We start from the raw sequence: 22002 nt of genomic DNA, 5'->3' as shown, positions 1-22002 counted from the left end.
AAGGCGACCCGCCAGCTGTGCTCGGGTGGATCAAGCTATCACTTGCGGCTCAACTGGGAAACATTGTTGACACGCTCAGCCGAAGGCTGATTGCCCAACACGCCCAGACGCTCACCGCTCTTGGCGTCGAACAGCAAAACCTTCGACGGATCGAATTGCAGGGTCAGGCTTTCGCCGACCTGTGGCGCAACGTCCGGCGCCAGACGGCAGCAGACTTTACTCTGATTCAGTGTGACGAACACCAGCGTGTCCGGACCGGTCGGTTCGGTGACCTGGACTTCGGCGCGAATGGTCGGCAGCGCGGTAGGTTCGCCGCTCGCCAGGGTGATCTGCTCGGGGCGGATGCCCAGAATGATTTCCCGATCCTCAAGCCCCGCGTCGCTGACGCCAACCGGCAGTTCGCAGCGCGCCTGACCGCTGTCGAGGAGCGCAACCAGACGGCCATCCTGACGTTGCAGGCGCAGCGGGATGAAGTTCATCGGCGGCGAGCCGATGAAGCTGGCTACGAAGAGGTTGGCCGGATCGTTGTAGATCTGCTTGGGCGTGCCGAACTGCTGGACGATACCGTCCTTCATGACCGCAACCTTGTCACCCAGTGTCATGGCCTCGATCTGGTCGTGGGTCACATAGACAGTAGTGGTCTTCAGACGCTGGTGCATCAGTTTCATTTCGGTGCGCATTTCGACACGCAGCTTGGCGTCGAGGTTGGAAAGCGGTTCGTCGAACAGGTAGATCTTCGGACGGCGTGCCAGGGCACGGCCCATGGCCACACGCTGTTGCTGACCACCGGACAGCTGGCCCGGCTTGCGGTTGAGCAGGTGCTCGATCTGCAGCAGCTTGGCGACCCGTGCCACTTCCTCCTCGATGGCAGCAGGCGCCATCTTGCGGATCTTCAGGCCGAACGCGATGTTTTCTCTCACGCTCATGGTCGGGTACAGCGCGTAGGACTGGAACACCATCGCGATGTCGCGATCCTTCGGGCTGGTGCCGCTGACGTCTTCGCCATCGATCAGGATCGCGCCGCCAGTGATGTTTTCCAGGCCCGCGATGCAGTTCATCAGGGTGGATTTGCCGCAACCGGACGGACCGACCAGGATCAGGAACTCGCCGTCCTTGATCGACAGTTCGATGTTCTTCAGCGTATCCGGCAGGTTGGTGCCGTAGGTCTTGTTGACGTTGCGTAGCTCGAGAGTCGCCATGATTACCCCTTGACCGCGCCGGCTGTGAGCCCACGCAGGAAATACTTGCCAGCCAGTACGTACACCAGCAGTGTCGGCAGCCCGGCGATCATCGCCGCCGCCATGTCAACGTTGTATTCCTTGGCGCCGGTGCTGGTGTTGACCAGGTTGTTCAGCGCCACGGTGATGGGCTGCGATTCGCCACTGGAGAACACCACGCCGAACAGGAAGTCATTCCAGATCTGGGTGAACTGCCAGATCAGGCACACCATCACGATCGGCGTCGACATCGGCAGGATGATGCGGCCGAAGATAGTGAAGAACCCAGCGCCATCCAGGCGTGCAGCCCGCACCAGCGCATCCGGCACGCTCACGTAATAGTTACGGAAGAACAGCGTGGTGAACGCCAGACCGTAGACCACGTGAACGAACACCAGGCCCGTGGTGGTGTTGGCCAGACCCATCTTGCCCAACGTGAAGGACGCAGGCAGCAGAACGGTCTGGAACGGCAGGAAGCAGCCGAACAGCAACAGGCCGAAGAACAGTTGCGAGCCGCGGAATTTCCACATCGACAGCACGTAGCCGTTGAGTGCGCCAATGGCGGTGGAGATGATCACGGCCGGAACGGTGATGCGCAGCGAGTTCCAGAAATAGCCGTCGACGATGTCCCAGGCCTTGACCCAGCCGATGACGGTGACGACGCTCGGCCAGCTCAACAGGTTGCCGGTGCCGATGTCTTCCGGAGTCTTGAAGCTGGTGAACAGCATGACCACCAGCGGAACCAGATAAATCAAACAGGCCAGCAACAGCACGGCGTGAATCACCACGCGGCTGAAGCTGATGCCTGGCTTGCCCACAAGACTAGTCATTGCGCTTGGTCCTCAGCTCGGAGTACAGGTACGGCACCAGAATCGCCAGGATCGCGCCGAGCATCAGAATCGCACTCGCCGAACCCATGCCCATCTGGCCACGGCTGAAGGTGAAGGAATACATGAACATGGCGGGCAGGTCCGAGGAGTAACCGGGGCCACCGGCCGTCATCGCAGCCACCAGGTCGAAGCTCTTGATCGCGATGTGCGCCAGGATCATCACCGCACTGAAGAACACCGGACGCAGGCTTGGCAGCACCACGCGCCAGTAGATCATCGGCAGGCTCGCGCCATCCATCTGCGCAGCACGGATGATCGATTGATCGACACCGCGCAGGCCGGCCAGGAACAGTGCCATCACAAAGCCGGACGACTGCCAGACAGCGGCGATCACCAGGCAATACACCACACGGTCAGGATCGATCAGCCAGTCCAGGCGGAAGCCTTCCCAGCCCCAGTCGCGCAGCATCTTGTCCAGGCCCAGGCCCGGGTTGAGCAGCCACTTCCAGGCCGTACCGGTGACGATCATCGAGAGCGCCATCGGGTACAGATAAATAGTGCGGATCGCGCCTTCGCGACGGATGCGCTGGTCCAGCAGGATCGCCAGAAAGACACCGATCACCAGACTGATGCCGATGAACATGCCACCGAACACTGCAAGGTTCTTGCTCGCGACCCACCAGCGGTCGTTGTCCATCAGGCGCGCGTATTGCGCCAGTCCGACCCACTTGTAGGACGGCAGGAACGTCGAGTTGGTGAACGAGAGGACAAACGTCCAAAGGATGTAACCGTAGAAACCAACCAACACGATGAACATGCTTGGCGCCAGCACCAGTTTCGGTAGCCAGCGTTGCAATGTATCCAGTGGCGAGGCTTTGCTGAACACAGCGACAGAGCTCATCGGGAGTATCCCATTCGGTGTATCGAATTCAGGCCACAGGCACGGGTGAAATCGGTTTCCGATTCCACCCGCGCTGACTGCAGCGGTACGTCAGGTTATGCGGATTACTGGGCTGACTTGACGGCGGTGGCCAATTGCTTGGCGGTCGCGGCCGGATCGGCTGACGGGTTGTTGATGTAATTGGTGATCACATCAAAGAACGCGCCTTGGACTGCCAGCGAGGTGGCCATGTTGTGCGCCATGCTCGGTTGCAGACCGCCGGTTTTCGAATCCGCCAGGAAGTCCTTGGCTGCGGTTTGCGCGCAGGAATCGAAGCCGTATTTGGCCATGTCGTTCAGCATGTCTTCGCGAACCGGAATCGAGCCCTTGTTGATGCTGAAGACCTTCTGGAAGTCCTCACCCATCGCAACCTTGGCCAGATCCTGCTGGGCAGCGGTCGTGCCCTTGTCCTTCTGCTTGAACACTGCCAGCGAGTCGATGTTGTAGGTGAACGCCTTGTCGGTGCCCGGGAAGGCTACGCACTGGTAATCCTTGCCCGCGACTTTCTTGGCGGCGGTCCATTCACTCTTGGCCCAGTCACCCATGATCTGCATACCGGCCTTGCCGTTGATGACCTTGGCCGCTTCCAGGTTCCAGTCCTGACCCTTGCCGTCGGCGTCCATGTAGGTCGCGACTTTCTTGAGTTCGGTGAGCGACTTGACCATGCCTTCGCCGGTCAGTGCATCCTTGTCGAGATCAACCAAGGCTTTCTTGTAACCGTCTGCACCCATGACCGACATCACGACCGCTTCGAACACGGTGCTGTCCTGCCATGGCTGACCGCCGTGAGCCAGCGCAATGAAACCGGCTTTCTTCAGCTTGTCGCCAGCGGCGTAGAATTCTTCGAGGGTAGTCGGCGCTTTTTCGATACCGGCTTTCTTGAAGACCTCAGGGTTGATCCACAGCCAGTTGACGCGGTGAATGTTCACCGGCACCGCGACGTAATCACCGTCGTACTTCACGGTATCGGAGACTTTCTTGTCCAGCAGCGAGTCCCACTTTTCAGCCTTGGCGACGTCTTTCAGCGCGTCGGTGTCGAGCAGGCCGGTGGACGCCCATTCCTGAATGTCCGGGCCTTTGATCTGGGCAACGCCAGGCGGGTTGCCGGCAACGGCGCGGCTTTTGAGCACGGTCATGGCAGTGGAACCACCACCACCGGCCACGGCGCCGTCTTTCCAGGTGAAGCCGTCTTTTTCAACTTGCGCTTTCAGGACATCGACCGCAGCTTTTTCGCCACCCGAGGTCCACCAGTGCACGACTTCTACAGTGCCTTTGGCATCAGCAGCATGGGCGCTCAGCGGGAACAGGGAGGCGAGGGAGATGACAACGGCGAGGCGTGACATTGAATTCATCGAATTGACCTTTCTTGTTGTTATGCATGAGCAAGTCTGGTGCTTGCGCTTCGTGGGAGTCTAACCAAGCGAATCGCGAGGACGGTAACGAAGGGATGCGCGAATGTCACCGGATGGTTACATTCGATATCACTCTGATGTCCGCGGCAGGTACAGCGTGACGCGCAGCCCGCCTTCGCGAAGATTCTGCAGGCTCACCTCCCCGCCATGGCTATGGGCGATATTGCGCGCGATGCCCAGCCCCAGGCCGTAGCCTTGCTGATTGCCACCTGCCAGACGGAAATGCGGCTCGAAGACATGCTCTAGCCTCTGTTCAGGCACACCCGGCCCCTCGTCATCGACATGCAGCACGAAGGCCAGCGCGTTGTCCTCGACCTTGAGGTGCGCCCGGTCGCCGTACTTGAGGGCGTTGTCGATCAGATTGCCGATGCAGCGCCTGAGGGCCAGCGGCTTGCCGGGATAGCAGGACAGGGCTGCGCCGGTCTGAGTGACACGCCCTTCTCCGTCAGGACGCAGATAGGGCTCGACGAGACAGTCGAGCAGCACGTTGAGGTCCACCTGCTCGATGTTTTCATGGATATCGGTGTCCTTGACGCACTGCAGCGCGCCCTTCACCAGCAGCTCCAGTTCGTCGAGATCGCGTCCGAACTTGTATTGCATCTGCTCGTCTTCAAGCAGCTCGACACGCAGCCGCAGGCGAGTAATCGGTGTGCGCAGGTCGTGGGAAATGGCGCTGAACAATTGGCCGCGCTCGGTCAGGTAGCGACTGATCCGGGTGCGCATGGCATTGAAGGCACGGCTCACTTCAACCACTTCACTGCCGCCACCCTCCACCACCGGCTCGACATCCGCACCCAGTGACATGTCCCGCGCAGCACGCGCCAAGCGTTTGAGCGGCCTGCTTTGCCAATGCACCAGCAGGCCAATGAACAGCAGCAGAAACGCGCTGGTCAAACCAATGAACCAGACCTGTTGAATCGGCAGATCCTGCTCTTCGAGGGTGGTGTAAGGCTCGGGCAGCAACGAGGCGATGTAGAACCATTCGCCGGGCGCCATTTCGATCTGCGTGACCAGCACCGGCGGGTTGACCGGCTCCAGGGTCAGCGCGTAATGCGCCCAGGAACGCGGCAACTCGTCGAGCTTGAGCCCGCTGTTGAAGATTCTCAGATCATCGGGCTTGACGAACCACACGGCAATGTCGGGATCGTTGCCCAAGTGCTGACGCAGCACCTGGCCGACCACATCGAGCACCGCCTGTTTGCGCGGCGTGGGTTGCAGGATCTGCATGTCCAGCGGGTGATCATTGAGCGAGACCACGAAGCGCGTGCCGCCCATGCTGCGCAACTGATCCAGCACTAGCGGGCGATAGGCGAGCGGCAGGGAACGGAAGTAACTGACGCTGGCCGCCATCGAGTACGCTAGGCTGCGCGCACTGGTCACCAGCCCTTCCATCTGGGTGGCTCGCAGTTGCGACAACCAGATCACGCTGGACAGCGTCTGAGCGATCAACACCGCCAACAGCGTCAACAGCAGCATTCGCCCGAGCAGCGAACGCGGTAGCGGCAGGCTGCGTTTTTTAGGGCCTGCCACCGGCGTGTTAATAACCGCTGCCTGCTTGTGCGTTGACGTTGGCGGCCAGCAGATATCCGCTGCCGCGCACGGTCCGGATCAGGCGCGGCGACTTGCCTGTGTCACGCAGCCGCTGACGCAGGCGGCTGACCGCCATGTCGACGATGCGCTCCAACGGCATCAGCTCACGACCACGAGTGGCGTTGCCAATGGTGTCGCGGTCCAGAATCTGCTGAGGGTTATCCAGAAACAGCTTGAGCAAGGCGAAGTCGGCGCCCGACAGGATCACTTCTTCGCCGTCGTTGTGAAACAACCGATGACTGACCATGTCCAGGCGCCACTCGTCGAACAGGATAACGTCGCCACCGGGACGCTCCTGACCGAACTGCGCGCGGCGCAGCAGCGCCTTGATCCGCGCCTGAAGTTCGCGCGGGCTGAACGGCTTGCCCAGGTAATCGTCGGCGCCCAGCTCCAGACCGATGACCCGGTCGGCCTCGTCGGAACTGGCGGTGAGCATGATGATCGGCACATGCGGCTGACGCGGATGCTGGCGCACCCAGCGGCACAGGCTGAAGCCGTCTTCGTCGGGCAGCATGACGTCGAGAATCAGCAGGTCGCTGGACGCCTCGTTGAACGCCTGACGAAAACCTGCGCCGTCGCCGACCGTGCGAACCTGAAAACCGGCACGGCTCAGGTAGGTGTCCAGCAACTCCCGAATCTCCTGGTCATCATCCACCAGCAGGATCGATTTACTGACTGAACTCACGTGAAGGCGTCCTCGTTGGCTGTTGATTTTTGTTGTTAGGGACGCGGCTCAGATGTCTGAACCGAAGGCCTGTTGCAGCGCAACCCCCGCGCCCATCAGGCCGGGATATTCAGCGGTAACCAGCCAGACTGGCAACCCCTTGAAATAATCGCTCATCACGCCCTTTTCAGCGAGTGCGCGCTTGAAGCCGCTGTTCATGAAAAAGTCGGTAAAGCGTGGCACCACGCCGCCAGCGATGTAGACACCGCCCAGGCCGCCCACCGTCAGCACCTGATTGCCGACCACGCGGCCCAGAAACACACAGAACTGGTCCAGTACAGCCGCAGCCACCGGGTCGCCTGCAAGCGCTGCTGTGGTAATGGCAGCCGGTGACTTGAGCTCAGGCTCGATGTCATCCAGCGCGCAACTGACCTGATAGAGCAGCAACAGGCCTGCACCGCTGAGCACCACTTCCGCGCTGACATGCTCGTGCTCGGCCATCAGCCGCGTCCACAGCAGCGCTTCACGTGCCGTCCCGATCGGCAGGTCGACATGACCACCCTCGCCCGGCAACGCCAGCCAGCGCGTGTCACTTTCCTTGATCAGCGTGCCGACACCCAGCCCGGTGCCCGGTCCGACCACGGCGCGTGGACGATCCGGCTTGCCGACACCATGACAGACCGTCAGGTACTCGTCGTCCTTGAGCCGGGTCATGCCCAGCGCCATGGCGGTGAAGTCATTGATCAGCAGCAGGTGGTCGACTTTCAGGTCTTCGCAGAACGCCTTGCGGCTCAGCTCCCAATGACTGTTGGTGAACTGGAACAGATCGCCATCCACGGGTCCGGCAACCGCCAGACAGACGTAACCGATATCGCCACGCTTGAGCTCGAGGTCCTGCAGGTAGACCTCGATGGCTTTTTCCGGACCGATGTAGTCGATGGTCGGGAATACGCGGACAGAATGCAGCGTGTCGTCTTCCCAGATGGCAAAACGAGCATTGGTACCGCCTATATCACCGACCAGGGCCAACTTCACTTAAGCGTCTCCAGACTAGAGGTAAAGGCGCAAGCGCCCTGCTCTGCGGAGCTGAAGGCCATGCGCATGAATCCAAACAGCTCCCGACCGCAGCCGACGCTGTTGTCGATCTGGCAGGTGGCGGGTTCTCTGGCGGCCAATTCTGACGCTTCGACCAGAACTTGCAACGTTCCTTTCACGCCGTCGACGCGAATCACGTCACCCTCTTGCACAAGCGCAAGAGGACCGCCCACGTAAGCTTCCGGGCAAACGTGAATGGCCGCCGGGATCTTGCCCGAAGCGCCGGACATCCGTCCATCGGTTACCAGCGCAACCTTGAAGCCACGGTCCTGCAGCACGCCGAGGAACGGCGTCATCTTGTGCAGTTCGGGCATGCCATTGGAGCGCGGCCCCTGGAAGCGCATGACTGCAACGAAGTCACACTCCAGCTCACCGGCCTTGAAGGCGTCGGCCAGTTCCTGCTGATCCTGAAACACCTTGGCGGGTGCTTCGACGATCTGGTGCTCAAGGGCCACGGCGGACACCTTCATCACACCACGGCCGAGGTTGCCCTCCATGACGCGCAGACCACCTTCCGCAGAAAACGGACGGGACACCGGACGCAGGATGTTCTCGTCCAGACTTTCCAGCGGGCCTTCACGCCAGACCAGCTTGCCGTCTTCCAGAAACGGCTCCTTGGTGTAGCGGCTCAGGCCATAACCGGCCACGGTATTGACGTTTTCGTGCAACAGGCCTGCCGCCAGCAGTTCGCGGATCAGGAACGACATGCCGCCCGCTGCCTGGAAGTGGTTGATGTCGGCCTTGCCGTTCGGATAGACGTGACTGAGAGTCGGCACGACTTCCGACAGGTCGGCCATGTCCTGCCAGGTCAGTTTGATACCGGCGGCCATCGCGATGGCGGGCATGTGCAGGGTGTGGTTGGTCGAGCCGCCCGTGGCATGAAGGGCCACGATGGAGTTGACCAGCGAGCGCTCGTCGACGATTTCGCCGATCGGCATGAAGCTGCCGCTCTGCTTGGTCAGGCGGGTGACCTGATGCGCAGCCTCGGTGGTCAGCGCGTCACGCAGCGGGGTGTACGGGTTGACGAACGAGGCGCCAGGCAAGTGCATGCCCATCACTTCCATCACCAGTTGGTTGGTATTGGCAGTGCCGTAGAACGTGCAGGTGCCGGGGCTGTGGTAGGACTTCATCTCCGAGTCCAGCAGCTCTTCGCGGGTCGCCTTGCCTTCGGCATAGCGCTGGCGAACGTCGGCTTTCTGCTTGTTGGAAATGCCGGACACCATCGGCCCGCCCGGCACGAAAATGGTCGGCAGATGACCGAAACGCAGTGCGCCCATCATCAGGCCCGGCACGATCTTGTCGCAGATGCCCAGCATCAGCGCGCCATCGAACATGTTGTGCGACAGCGCCACGGCCGTGGACATCGCGATCACTTCACGGCTGGCAATCGCCAGTTCCATGCCCGGCTCGCCCTGGGTCACGCCATCGCACATCGCCGGCACACCACCGGCAAACTGACCGACCGAACCAATGTCACGTAAAGCCTGTTTGATCTGGTTAGGGAAGTGTTCGTAGGGCTGATGCGCGGAGAGCATTTCGTTGTAGGAGGAGACGATGGCGATGTTGGCGGCGTTCATCATCCGCAGGCTCTGCTTGTCTTCCGGACCGCACGCCGCGACACCGTGAGCAAAGTTGGCGCATTGGAGTTTGCCGCGCATCGGGCCTTCGCTGGCTGCGCCGCGGATCAATTGAAGATAGCGCTCGCGGGTATCACGACTGCGAGCGATCAGCCGCTCGGTTACTTCAAGAATGCGGGGATGCATGTGATGAACTCCAGGCTAACGTCTATGGTCACCCGTAAAGACGGTTCCGATGATCGGGGCCGAATGCTGTCGCGCAAAGGCCTGGTTTCGATCAATGGGGCATGCCTTTCAGGCTTGTAGTTGTAGATAAAACAAAATATTGCCACTAAAAAGGCTTGTTTTCTATTTCTATGAGAATAATCTTGTAATTCCAACAACAAATTTATGAAGGACGGCTGTATGACTCTTCGTATCGCAATCAACGGTTTTGGCCGCATCGGCCGCAACGTCCTACGCGCACTGTATACCCAAGGTTACCGACAGGACCTGCAGGTCGTCGCCATCAACGATCTGGGCGACAGCGAAATGAACGCGCACCTGCTGCGTTTCGACACTGTACACGGCCCGTTCAGCGGCACCGTGGAGTGTGACAAAGAGAGCCTGACGGTCAACGGCGACCGTATCGCCGTGAGCGCAATCCGCAACCCTGCGGAGCTGCCATGGAAGTCGCAAAACATCGATGTGGTATTCGAGTGCACCGGCCTGTTCACCAGCCGCGAGAAAGCCTCCGCCCACCTGACTGCCGGTGCGCGCAAGGTCATCATCTCCGCTCCTGCCAGCGGCGCAGATGCGACCATCGTCTACGGCGTGAACCACGACACGCTGCGTCAGTCGCACCAGATCATCTCCAGCGCTTCCTGCACCACCAACTGCCTGGCGCCGGTTGCCCAGGTGCTGCACCGTGAACTGGGTATCGAAAGCGGCTTGATGACCACCATTCATGCCTATACCAATGACCAGAACCTGATCGACGTCTACCACACCGACCCGTACCGCGCGCGCTCGGCCACGCAGTCGATGATCCCGAGCAAGACCGGTGCTGCCGAGGCCGTAGGTCTGGTACTGCCGGAACTGGCAGGCAAGCTGACCGGTATGGCGGTGCGGGTTCCAGTGATCAACGTGTCGCTGGTGGATCTGACCGTCACCCTGAAACGCGAAACCACTGCTGAAGAAGTCAACGCGCTGATGAAAGAAGCCAGCCAGCATTCCAAGGTACTGGGTTACAACACCCTGCCGCTGGTCTCCCACGACTTCAACCACAACCCGCTGTCGTCGATCTTCGACGCCAACCACACCAAAGTGAGCGGCAAACTGCTCAAGGTGCTGTCCTGGTACGACAACGAATGGGCGTTCTCCAACCGCATGCTGGACAACTGTCTGGCGCTGCATAACGCCGAGTAATGCCTCCACTCTGATCGCGCCGATGCTTTGCATCGGCACGCAGCTCTTGGCGCTCCGACAAGACCGCCAAGGCGCATACCTCGCTCGTCTTCCCGGGCAGTGACGCCCGTTTTCTGATTGCGCGATGCCTGTTTCTTGCCCCTGACGGCCGGACGCCAGGGCGTGCCTGCGTCGACTCGCCGACAGCCGAAGTGGCACACGCATGAAAAAGCGTCAGGTGCTGTTAAGCTGGCCGGGCTTTTCGAACCTGCCTGTAGAGACCATGACGTACAAACCACCCGGTTCCAGACTTTCACGCTTTCTGTTTGGCATTCTCGCGTATGCCAGCCTGGGCATCGGTATTGCCGCGATTTTCATTCCGGGACTGCCGACCACAGAGTTCATTCTCCTGGCCGCCTGGGCTGCAACACGCAGTTCGCCGCGCCTGAACGCCTGGCTGGAGAACCACCGCGTGTTCGGGCCGATCCTTTACAACTGGCGCAACGGGCGGCTGGTCACCCGGCGCGCCAAGATCAGCGCCACGGTCAGCATGCTGTTCTGCGCGGTGATGATGCTGAGCCTGCTGACTCATGTCTGGTGGCTGTATTTGGCAATCGCCGGGATGGCGCTGGGCAATCTGTGGATATGGTCGCGCCCCGAGCCGGTCAAGGCCGAGCGCCCGCCTCCGCGCTGAAGAGCGGTCCGACATCCGGCTGAACCGCCCTGACGCGAACAGTGTCCTACGTGGACACTCAATTTCAATGGGGCAACCTCCATGTTCGAGCCAGGCCATCTGCACATGACTCACGCGGCGTTCCAGCCATCGGAGGTCGCTTACGACGTTCATTTGCGTTACGAAGTGAGTCAAGATCCCAAGCAAGGAACCGGCATGCACTTCACGATGGAGGGCGAGATCGATGGCAAGAGCTTTTCCGAAGCGTTCGACCTGCCCCGCGATCTGGCTTTCAACTTCGCCCATGACGCCGGACGCATCGCCCTCAAGCATGGTCTGCCCCACAGCGATTCCCTGCCGATCGCCAGACATCCGGACTACGACCGCATGTTCGAAGACATCCGCGACAAGCTGGACGCCAAGTCCGGCGAGCCGTTGAAGCCTGAACATCTGGAGTAAGGCATCTACCGGACGCGGAGCGTCCTGAGCGGCGTTACCACGCAGAGCGCTCATCGTTAGACACAAGTCAGCCTCAACACTGATCGTGCCCATCGCTCCGCGCGGGCATGCATNTGACGCTCCGCGTCACAAATGGCACAGATTGCGGATTCAGTGAGCCGAGCGCATGACGTGGATAACGCTGGTGCCTGGCCACATCACTGCGCTACATTCANCGGACGCGGAGCGTCCTGGGAGGCATTCCCACGCAGAGCGTAGGAACGATCAGCGTGATCTCAAGCACGCCGATCATGCCCATGCTTGCGCTCAGCGTTATAACCGAGTCTTGCTGCGACCACGGACTGTGGGAGGCGGCTTGCCGGCGATGCTTTTTCTGAAGCGACCTGTCAGTGACTGAACGGACGCCATCGCCGGCAAGCCGCCTCCCACGGGGTATGCATTCAGTCAGTAACTTTCGTTTTGCCCCCCCCCGTTTTGCGCGTCTTGCGAACTTGTTTATAAAGATGAGCACAAGCATGGGAACGATCGGTGTAAGGTTGATGATCGTGCCTACGCTCCGCGTCACATTCTCGGGTCATCACGCTGAATTTCACCAAACGCCGCGCCACAGGGCATACTTGCCAGCCTCTCGTTTGCGAACCCGCTCTGCCTCATGCGTATCCATGTCAGTTTCATCGACCGTGTCGGTATCACCCAGGAAGTACTGGCGATTCTGGGTGGACGCAATCTGAATCTGGATGCCGTGGAAATGGTGCCGCCGAACGTCTACATCGACGCGCCGACCCTGAGCCATCAGATGCTCGAAGAACTAAAGGACGCTCTGTTCAGGGTGCGGGGTGTCGAGGCGATCACAGTGGTGGATATCCTGCCCGGTCAACGTCGTCACCTGCAGCTCGATGCACTGCTGGCGGCGATGACCGATCCGGTTCTGGCGCTGGACAGTGCCGGGCATGTGCTGCTGGCCAATCCGGCGCTGATCGCACTGATCGGCCGCGAGCCTTCGGGCGAGCCCATTGGTGAACTGTTTGCCGACCCCAGCCTGCAAACCGCGTTGCTGGACAATGGCTTTCGTCTGCCGCTGCGCGAAATCACCCTCAACGGCGAAGCACTGCTGCTCGATGCAACGCCGATCACCGAAGCGGGCGCGCTGATCACCTTGTACCTGCCCAGCCGGATCGGCGAACGCCTTTCGGCGTTGCACCACGACCACGCCGAAGGCTTCGATGCGCTGCTGGGCGATTCACCGGCCATCCGCACCCTCAAGGCGCGCGCGCAGCGGATTGCCGCACTCGATGCGCCTTTATTGATTCAGGGCGAAACCGGCACCGGCAAGGAGCTCGTCGCCCGCGCCTGCCACGCCAGCAGCGCCCGGCATGGCGAGCCGTTTCTGGCCCTGAACTGTGCGGCGTTGCCGGAGAATCTTGCTGAAAGCGAGCTGTTCGGCTACGCCCCTGGCGCCTTCACCGGTGCCCAGCGTGGCGGCAAGCCGGGCTTGATGGAACTGGCCAACCAGGGCACGGTATTTCTCGACGAGATCGGCGAAATGTCACCCTACCTGCAGGCCAAACTGCTGCGTTTTCTCAACGACGGCAGCTTCCGGCGGGTGGGCGGCGACCGCGAGGTCAAGGTCAATGTGCGCATCCTCAGCGCCACCCATCGTGACCTGGAAAAGATGGTCAGCGAGGGCACCTTCCGCGAAGACCTGTTCTACCGCCTCAACGTCCTGAACCTGGAAGTGCCGCCCCTGCGCGAACGCGGCCAGGACATTCTGCTGCTGGCGCGCTACTTCATGGAGCAGGCCTGCGCGCAGATCCAGCGTCCGGTCTGTCGTCTGGCCACGGGCACCTACCCTGCCCTGCTGGGCAACCGCTGGCCGGGCAATGTCCGGCAACTGCAGAACGTGATCTTCCGAGCGGCAGCCATCAGTGAAAGCGCCGTGGTGGACATCGGCGATCTGGACATCGCGGGCACCGCTATTGCAGGCCAGAGCACGGTCGAAGTCGACAGCCTTGAGCACGCCGTGGAGTCTTTCGAAAAGGACCTGTTGGAAAAACTCTACGCCGACTATCCGTCCACTCGCCAACTGGCCACGCGTCTGCACACTTCGCACACCGCCATCGCCCACCGGCTGCGCAAGTACGGCATTCCCGGCAAATCCTGAAAGTAGCGTGCCTGCAGCGACAAACGGCCGATCTGACGCAAACCTTTGGTAGCTATTTAGTGGCAAACGGCTGATAGTCGAAGTGTGACTGGCAACACTTTCTGGTGTGGCCGGTCGCAGACGGTATAGCCTCGTCCTCAGGCTGGTTCACGAAGTAACGGGAGCAATGATGCAAACCCCGCCAGTAGAACCTGAGTCTCGCGACGAAAGGATCACGGAATCACGTCGTCAGAAATCCCTGCTCAAGACAGGCGCGCTGCAGGACGCGATTTTCAACAGTGCCTACTTTTCAAGCATCGCCACCGATGAGCACGGCGTCATCCAGATTTTCAACGTCGGCGCCGAGCGCATGCTCGGCTATCAGTCCGAAGATGTGGTCGACAAGATCACCCCGGCCGACATCTCCGACCCCACCGAGCTGATCGCCCGTGCGGCGGCCCTCAGCTACGAACTCAACACACCCATCACGCCAGGCTTCGAAGCACTGGTGTTCAAAGCGTCTCGCGGCATCGAAGATATTTACGAACTGACCTACATCCGTAAGGACGGCAGTCGACTGTCGGCCATGGTCTCGGTCACTTCGTTGCGCGACAGTAACGAAACCATCATCGGTTATCTGCTGATCGGCACCGACAACACGGCGCGCAAGCAGGAAGAAGAAACCCAGGCCCTGCTCGACCAGCGGCTTCGCGATCAGCACTTCTACACCCGGTCGCTGATCGAGTCGAACACCGATGCACTGATGATGACCGACCCGCAGGGCATCATTTCCGACGTCAACAAGCAGATGATGGCGCTGACCGGAAGAACCCGTGACGAACTGATCGGCGCGCCATGCAAGAACTTCTTTACCGACCCGGCCAGCGCCGAAGCCGCCATCAAGCGCGTGCTCAGCGAACACACCGTCAGCGATTACGAACTTACCGTGCGTGCCTACGACGGCACCGAAACCGTGGTGTCCTACAACGCCGCGACCTTCCATGACCGCGACCGCAAGCTCAAGGGTGTGTTTGCCGCCGCCCGCGATGTCACCGAGCGCAAGCGCTTCGAACGCACCCTAGAAGAGAAGAACGTCGAGCTGGAACATGCCAGCCACATGAAGTCCGAATTCCTCGCCACCATGTCCCACGAGCTGCGCACGCCACTCAATGCCGTCATCGGTTTTTCCGAGGCACTGCGCGACGGCATGGTCGGTGACATGACCGATACGCAGCGCAAGTACATCGGCGACATCTTCAACAGCGGCCAGCACCTGTTGTCGCTGATCAACGACATTCTCGATCTGTCCAAGGTCGAGGCCGGCATGATGGAGCTGGAGCTGGAGCCGGTCGAACTGAGCGAGCTGCTGAGCAATAGCCTGCTGATCGTTCGTGAGCAGGCCGCGCTGCAGAGCATTCAGCTCAAACTGGAATCGGAAGCCGATTTCGGCCTGATGGAACTGGACCGGCGCAAGACCAAACAAATCGTCTACAACCTGCTGGCCAACGCAGTGAAGTTCAGCTCGCCCGGCGGCTGGGTCACGCTGGCCGTGCGTCAGGTGCCCCGTGCACTGGCTGGCACGATCAAGGGCGACTGGCCAACTCATGGCTTCGAGTTGCCCGCCGGCGAGCATGATCAGTTCCTGGAACTGAGCGTCAGCGACACCGGGATCGGCATTGCACAAAGCGACATGAGCAAACTGTTCAAGGCCTTCAGCCAGATCGATAGCAGCCTGTCACGCAAATTCGAAGGCACCGGGCTGGGCCTGGCAATGGTCAAACAGCTGGCCGAGTTGCACGGCGGCAGTGTCGCGGTCGCCAGCGTCAAGGACCTGGGCGCACGTTTCGTGGTCTGGCTGCCGATTCGCGCTCACATACCTGTGGAGGCGCCATGGCCCAAATCCTGATCATCGAAGACAACGCAGCCAACATGCGCCTTGCCGAATTGCTGTTGACCAGCGCCGGGCATGGTGTGACAGCAGCAACAGATGCCGAGACTGGCCTAAGACTGGCGCAGGAGTGTCAGCCGCAGCTGATCCTGATGGACATTCATTTGCCCGGAATGGACGGCCTGCAGGCCACCTCATTGCTCAAGAGCGATGCCAGGACCGCGACCATCCCGGTCATTGCCCTGACCGCCATGGCGATGAAAGAAGACGAAGAAAAAATCCGTCTGGCCGGCTGTGATGCCTACATCACCAAGCCGCTGAGTTACAAAGAACTGTATCGGGTCATCGAGACCTTGCTGGCAAAGAATCCGCCCGAACGGCCAACCACCTGAGTGCTCGTCATGCCCGAAACCAACGCAACGATATTGATCGTCGATGACGACGTCCATGTACGCGATCTGCTGGAAGTGCTCCTGCAGAATCAGCACTATCGGACGCAGACGGCGGAATCTGGCGAACAGGCGCTGGAGATGGTCGAGAAGCATGCGCCTGACCTGATCCTGCTGGACATCATGATGCCGGGCATGGACGGCTACGAAGTGGCCAGTCGGCTCAAGTCCGGGAAGACCACTTCCAATATCCCGATCATCATGCTGTCGGCACTCGACGAGCGCAGCGCGCGCATTTCCGGGCTGGAGGCGGGCGCCGAGGAATACCTCAACAAACCGGTGGACAGTGCCGAGCTGTGGCTGCGGGTACGCAACCTGCTGCGGCTCAAATCGTTCGGCGACTACATGAAAGACCACAATCTGATCCTCGAGGATCAGTTGCAGCAGCGGACCATTGACCTGGAGCGCTTTCGCTCGGTGATGGACGCCTCGGACGATGCGATTTTCCTCATCAACCGCAACACCATGAGCCTGATCGAATTCAATCGGCGAGCCTGCCAGCTGCTGGGGTACACCGCCGACGAGTTGCAGCGCAAGACGCCTGCGGAACTGGGCGACAGCTCCATGGAACAGCTGGAAGTGGTCTACGACCAGATCATTGCCGGCAATGGCCCGAGCGAACCACTGGAAACCATGATCCGCGACAAGAGCGGTCGGGATGTGTCAGTGGAAATCCATCGCCAGGCCTATCAGGCGGGCAACGACTGGATCATCGTCGGCATCGTGCACGACATCACCCGGCGCAAGGAATCCGATCAGCGTCTGCTGAAAATGGCTCACTACGACAGCCTGACCGGCCTGCCCAACCGCGACCTGTTTTACACCAGCCTGCAGATGGGTCTGACCCAGGCCGCCGTCAGCCGCTGGAAGCTGGCGGTGATGACCGTCAACCTGGACGGTTTCAAGAACATCAACGAAACCTGGGGACATGTACTCGGTGATCAGACCCTGCTCGAGGTCAGCAAACGTCTGGCGCGGTGCCTGAATGCCAGTGACACGCTCGGCCGGGTGGACGGCGACGAGTTCGCGCTGATTCTGATGATCCGCGAAGGTCAGGCCGACACCCATCAGATACTGGAACGTATCCGCACCACCTTGCGCACGCCCTTCCAGATCGAAGACCAGCGCGTGGTCATGACCGCCAGTATCGGCGTCGCGCTGTTCCCCGAGGACGGCGAGGACGCCCGTGAACTGGTGCGCCACGCTTACACGGCCATGAACAACGCCAAGAAGAAAGGGGTGGATGGCTATCGGTTCTACACCGCCCAGATGAACACTGAAGTCTCGGAGCGTCTGGACCTTGAAAACGCACTGCGCGAGGCCGTCCAGCAACGCGCTTTCGAAATCGCCTACCAGCCGAAGGTCAGCCTGGAAGACGGCAGCATCTGCGGACTTGAAGCCCTGCTGCGCTGGCCGCGCCCGGATCAACCCAGGATATCGCCCGCTGTGTTTGTCCCGGTGCTGGAAAGCCTGGCCCTGATCAGCGAGGTCGGCAGTTGGATGATCGACAGCGTCTGCGCCCAGATTGCCCTGTGGCAACGTTCAGGACTGGGCTCGTTTCAGGTGGCGGTCAACGTCTCAGGTCAGCAGATCGAGGGCAGCGGCCTGATTGCCGACATCGGTAAGGCCCTTGAACGGCATAAGGTCGATCCAAAGTGGCTGGAGGTCGAGCTGACGGAAAGTTCGCTGATGGAGAATACCTCGCACACCATCACGACCTTGCAAACCCTCAAGAACATGGGCGTAAGAATTTCCATCGATGACTTCGGCACAGGCTACTCGAGCCTGGCTTACCTGCGCCGGTTCCCCATCGACAAGCTGAAAATCGATATTGCCTTCATCCGTGAAGTGACCAGCAACCCGCAGGACGCCGCCATTGCCCGGGCCATCATCGAGTTGGCGCACAGTCTGGACCTGAAGGTTATTGCAGAAGGTGTTGAAACGCCCGAGCAACGAGCCTTCCTGACCGAGAACCACTGCGATCAGATTCAAGGCTATCTGGTCAGCAAACCGTTGCCACTGGACGAACTCGAACTCTATTTGCGGTCGAGTCAGGGTGTCCCTGCATAACGGAAAATCGACTGTTGCAGAGGACAACCGTCATGCAGGCATCTTTCGTAATGAAATCATTCCATTGTAATGATTTCATTCCAGAATGGGCTGACCCTGTGCAATCAAGGCCTTGATCGGCAGGGATTTTTCTGGAACACAGTGACTGTAGCGATTTCACTACACCTGCTGATTTCAAAGACGATCATAAAACGCCTAAACCATTGATTCAAAAAGACAAATACAAAGTGGCAACGATATTGCTTTGCTTCAGGGATAACGTCGCGCCCAGCGCGAGAATCTGTCCCTAGGAGTTTTTATGAGCGAGTTGCGCTTCACTGTCGATCACGAATGGCTGCGCGCCGAAGACGATGGCAGTGTCACGGTCGGTATCACACCCTATGCACAGGAATCGCTAGGGGATGTGGTATTCGTACAGCTCCCGGAACTGCAGGCCTACACTCAACACGCCGAAGTGTCGGTCGTGGAGTCGGTAAAAGCCGCAAGCAGCATCAACATGCCGCTGGACGGTGAAGTGGTCGATGTCAATTCGGCCCTCGACGCCACACCTGAACTGGTCAACGAAGACGCCCTCGGCGCCGGCTGGTTCTTCCGCTTCATTCCGCAAGACGCCAACGCCATCCACGGCCTGCTGAATCAGGACGCCTACGACCGCCTGATCAAAGCCAACGCCGAAGCCTGAGGAGCGAGCCATGACTGACCGCATTCAACTGAGCACCGCCAACGAATTCATCGCTCGCCACATAGGCCCGCGCGCCGACGACGAGCAAGCCATGCTGCAAACACTGGGTTTCGATTCCATCGAAGCGCTGAGCGAAAGCGTGATCCCCGAGAGCATCAAGGGCACCAGCGTCCTTAACCTGCCAGCCGGGCAAAGCGAAGCCGACGCACTGGCCTCAATCAAGGCCATCGCCAGCAAGAACCAGCTGTTCAAGACCTACATCGGTCAGGGTTACTACAACACCCACACGCCCGCGCCAATCCTGCGCAACCTGCTGGAAAACCCGGCGTGGTACACCGCCTACACGCCGTATCAGCCAGAAATCTCCCAGGGTCGTCTGGAGTCGCTGCTCAATTTTCAGACCCTGATCAGCGACCTCACCGGCCTGCCGATTGCCAACGCCTCGCTGCTGGACGAAGCCACCGCTGCTGCCGAAGCCATGACCTTCTGCAAACGCCTGAGCAAGAACAAGGGCAGCCAGCAATTCTTCGCTTCCAGCCACTGCCATCCGCAGACCCTTGACGTGCTGCGCACCCGTGCCGAGCCGTTGGGCATCACCGTTGTCGTGGCGGATGAAGCGGAACTGGGTGACGTGAGCGACTACTTCGGCGCTCTGCTGCAATACCCGGCCAGCAATGGTGACGTGTTTGACTACCGTGAGCTGGTCGAGCGCTTCCACGCCGCCAATGCGCTGGTCGCCGTCGCCGCTGACCTGCTGGCCCTGACCTTGCTGACGCCTCCGGGCGAGTTCGGCGCAGACGTGGCCATCGGTACCGCCCAACGCTTCGGCGTGCCGCTGGGCTTCGGCGGTCCGCATGCCGCCTACTTTTCGACCCGCGATGCCTTCAAGCGTGACATGCCGGGCCGTCTGGTCGGCGTGTCGGTGGACCGTCATGGCAAGCAGGCCCTGCGTCTGGCCATGCAGACCCGCGAGCAACATATCCGCCGCGAGAAAGCCACCAGCAACATCTGCACCGCGCAAGTGCTGCTGGCCAATATCGCCAGCATGTACGCCGTTTACCACGGACCGCGCGGCCTGACGCAGATCGCCAACCGTGTGCATCACCTGACCGCAATTTTCGCCGACGGCCTGAAGCAGTTGGGCTACACGATCGAGCAGGAATACTTTTTCGACAGCCTGACCGTGCAGACCGGTAGCAAAACCGCCGCCCTGCATACTGCGGCCCGTGCCCAGCACATCAATCTGCGCGAAATCACCGACTCACACCTGGGTCTGTCGTTCGACGAAACCACCTCGCCGTCCGCCATCGAGACGCTGTGGTCGATTTTCGCGACTGACGGCCAGAGCGTGCCGGACTTCGCCGAGCTGTCGGCCAATGTCCAGCCGCGCCTGCCAGCTGCGCTGACACGTCAATCGGCGATCCTCAGCCACCCGGTGTTCAACCGTTATCACTCGGAAACCGAGCTGATGCGCTACCTGCGCAAGCTGGCCGACAAGGATCTGGCACTGGACCGCACCATGATCCCGCTGGGCTCGTGCACCATGAAACTCAACGCCGCCAGCGAAATGATCCCGGTCACCTGGGCCGAGTTCGGCAACCTGCACCCGTTCGCACCTGCCGAACAGAGCGCGGGGTATCAGCAACTGACCGACGAGCTGGAAGCGATGCTCTGCGCGGCGACCGGCTACGACGCGATCTCGCTGCAGCCCAACGCCGGCTCTCAGGGCGAATACGCCGGGCTTCTGGCGATTCGCGCCTATCACCAGAGCCGCGGCGATGAACACCGCGACATCTGCCTGATCCCGTCCTCGGCTCACGGCACCAACCCTGCCACCGCCAACATGGCAGGCATGCGCGTGGTGGTGACGGCCTGCGACGCGCGCGGCAACGTCGACATCGAAGACCTGCGCGCCAAGGCGTTGCAACATCGCGACCAGTTGGCCGCGCTGATGATCACCTACCCGTCCACCCACGGCGTGTTCGAGGAAGGCATTCGCGAAATCTGCAGCATCGTTCATGACAATGGCGGCCAGGTGTATATCGACGGCGCCAACATGAACGCCATGGTCGGCCTGTGCGCTCCGGGCAAGTTCGGCGGTGACGTCTCGCACCTGAACCTGCACAAGACCTTCTGCATCCCGCACGGCGGCGGCGGTCCGGGCGTCGGCCCGATCGGCGTGAAATCCCACCTCGCGCCCTTCATGCCGGGCCACGCTCGCATGGAACGCAAGGAAGGCGCGGTCTGTGCAGCGCCGTTCGGCAGCGCCAGCATCCTGCCGATCACCTGGATGTACATCCGCATGATGGGCGGCGAAGGCCTCAAGCGCGCCTCGCAACTGGCGATCCTCAACGCCAACTACATTTCCCGCCGTCTGGAAGATCATTACCCGGTGCTCTACACCGGCAGCAACGGTCTGGTGGCGCACGAGTGCATTCTGGATCTGCGTCCTATCAAGGACAGCAGCGGCATCAGCGTCGATGACGTCGCCAAGCGCCTGATCGACTTCGGCTTCCACGCACCGACCATGTCGTTCCCGGTGGCCGGCACGTTGATGATCGAGCCGACCGAAAGCGAATCCCGCGAAGAGCTGGACCGCTTCTGCGACGCCATGATCAAGATCCGCGAAGAAATCCGCGCAGTGGAAAACGGCACGCTGGACAAGGACGACAACCCGCTGAAGAACGCCCCGCACACCGCCGCCGAAATCGTCGGTCAGTGGACGCATCCCTACAGCCGCGAACAGGCGGTGTACCCGGTTGCGTCGCTGATCGAGAACAAGTACTGGCCACCGGTCGGCCGCGTGGACAACGTATTCGGTGACCGCAATCTGGTCTGCGCCTGCCCGTCCATCGAGAGTTATCAGGAAGCCTGATCACTCATGCCCACACACTGCCCTCACTGACGGGCAGTGTTGTCCCGCACGGCCC

The 22002-nt window shown here is 60.6% G+C and carries 17 protein-coding genes; 9 read left to right on the top strand and 8 right to left on the bottom strand.

Annotated elements, in window-relative coordinates; genetic code table 11:
• Positions 1-38: 38 nt before the first annotated feature.
• From AO065_RS06840 to edd, 8 genes are all read right to left on the bottom strand, one after another.
• Entirely contained in the window at positions 39-1199 is a 1161-nt protein-coding gene (locus tag AO065_RS06840; protein WP_004878569.1) for an ABC transporter ATP-binding protein, read from the bottom strand.
• 2 nt (positions 1200-1201) lie between these two features.
• Positions 1202-2047 (bottom strand): carbohydrate ABC transporter permease, encoded by an 846-nt coding sequence (locus tag AO065_RS06835; RefSeq protein ID WP_004878567.1) that lies wholly within the window; start codon positions 2045-2047, stop codon positions 1202-1204.
• Complete coding sequence (locus tag AO065_RS06830; RefSeq protein WP_004878565.1) at positions 2040-2948, bottom strand: carbohydrate ABC transporter permease; 909 nt, start codon at positions 2946-2948, stop codon at positions 2040-2042. Before AO065_RS06830 ends, AO065_RS06835 begins: the two co-directional genes overlap by 8 nt.
• Positions 2949-3052: 104 nt before the next feature.
• Entirely contained in the window at positions 3053-4339 is a 1287-nt protein-coding gene (locus AO065_RS06825) for an ABC transporter substrate-binding protein (RefSeq protein WP_004878563.1), read from the bottom strand.
• Between the two features lie 129 nt (positions 4340-4468).
• Positions 4469-5875 (bottom strand): ATP-binding protein, encoded by a 1407-nt coding sequence (locus AO065_RS06820; RefSeq protein WP_004878562.1) that lies wholly within the window; start codon positions 5873-5875, stop codon positions 4469-4471.
• Positions 5876-5936: 61 nt separating this feature from the next.
• Positions 5937-6674 (bottom strand): response regulator, encoded by a 738-nt coding sequence (locus AO065_RS06815; protein ID WP_004878560.1) that lies wholly within the window; start codon positions 6672-6674, stop codon positions 5937-5939.
• Between the two features lie 48 nt (positions 6675-6722).
• Positions 6723-7688, bottom strand: coding sequence for a glucokinase (locus AO065_RS06810; RefSeq protein WP_004878557.1), 966 nt, complete (start codon positions 7686-7688; stop codon positions 6723-6725).
• Complete coding sequence (gene edd / locus AO065_RS06805) at positions 7685-9511, bottom strand: phosphogluconate dehydratase (protein WP_004878554.1); 1827 nt, start codon at positions 9509-9511, stop codon at positions 7685-7687. Before edd ends, AO065_RS06810 begins: the two co-directional genes overlap by 4 nt.
• 219 nt (positions 9512-9730) lie before the next feature.
• Here edd and gap point away from each other — a divergent pair, with 219 nt between their 5' ends.
• From gap to gcvP, 9 genes are all read left to right on the top strand, one after another.
• Positions 9731-10732, top strand: coding sequence for a type I glyceraldehyde-3-phosphate dehydrogenase (gene gap / locus AO065_RS06800; protein WP_004878552.1), 1002 nt, complete (start codon positions 9731-9733; stop codon positions 10730-10732).
• A gap of 202 nt (positions 10733-10934) precedes the next feature.
• Complete coding sequence (locus AO065_RS06795; protein ID WP_004878550.1) at positions 10935-11405, top strand: YbaN family protein; 471 nt, start codon at positions 10935-10937, stop codon at positions 11403-11405.
• 81 nt (positions 11406-11486) lie between these two features.
• Positions 11487-11843 carry a DUF5064 family protein gene (locus AO065_RS06790; RefSeq protein ID WP_004878548.1) on the top strand — a complete coding sequence of 119 codons (357 nt, stop codon included), beginning with the start codon at positions 11487-11489 and terminating at the stop codon, positions 11841-11843.
• 652 nt (positions 11844-12495) lie between these two features.
• On the top strand, positions 12496-14004 hold the full coding sequence (locus AO065_RS06780; protein WP_004888005.1) for a sigma-54-dependent transcriptional regulator: 1509 nt from the start codon (positions 12496-12498) through the stop codon (positions 14002-14004).
• 169 nt (positions 14005-14173) lie between these two features.
• A complete protein-coding gene (locus AO065_RS06775) occupies positions 14174-15889 on the top strand; it encodes a PAS domain-containing sensor histidine kinase (RefSeq protein ID WP_032652499.1) in 1716 nt (571 codons plus the stop codon).
• The gene (locus tag AO065_RS06770; RefSeq protein ID WP_004888002.1) at positions 15874-16263 is read left to right on the top strand and encodes a response regulator; all 390 of its coding nucleotides are present in this window, start codon (positions 15874-15876) and stop codon (positions 16261-16263) included. The genes AO065_RS06775 and AO065_RS06770 overlap by 16 nt, the downstream gene beginning before the upstream one ends.
• A gap of 9 nt (positions 16264-16272) precedes the next feature.
• Positions 16273-18390 carry an EAL domain-containing response regulator gene (locus tag AO065_RS06765; RefSeq protein ID WP_004888000.1) on the top strand — a complete coding sequence of 706 codons (2118 nt, stop codon included), beginning with the start codon at positions 16273-16275 and terminating at the stop codon, positions 18388-18390.
• 298 nt (positions 18391-18688) lie between these two features.
• Entirely contained in the window at positions 18689-19072 is a 384-nt protein-coding gene (gcvH, locus tag AO065_RS06760; protein WP_004887998.1) for a glycine cleavage system protein GcvH, read from the top strand.
• 10 nt (positions 19073-19082) lie between these two features.
• Positions 19083-21947: an aminomethyl-transferring glycine dehydrogenase gene (gcvP, locus tag AO065_RS06755; protein WP_004887995.1), complete on the top strand. Its 2865-nt coding sequence runs from the start codon at positions 19083-19085 to the stop codon at positions 21945-21947.
• The last annotated feature ends 55 nt before the right edge of the window (positions 21948-22002 follow it).

Source organism: Pseudomonas viridiflava (genome assembly GCF_001642795.1).
Lineage (GTDB): Bacteria > Pseudomonadota > Gammaproteobacteria > Pseudomonadales > Pseudomonadaceae > Aquipseudomonas > Aquipseudomonas viridiflava.
Note: the sequence above shows the minus strand (reverse complement) of the source record. Positions and strands in the feature narration are given on the sequence as shown.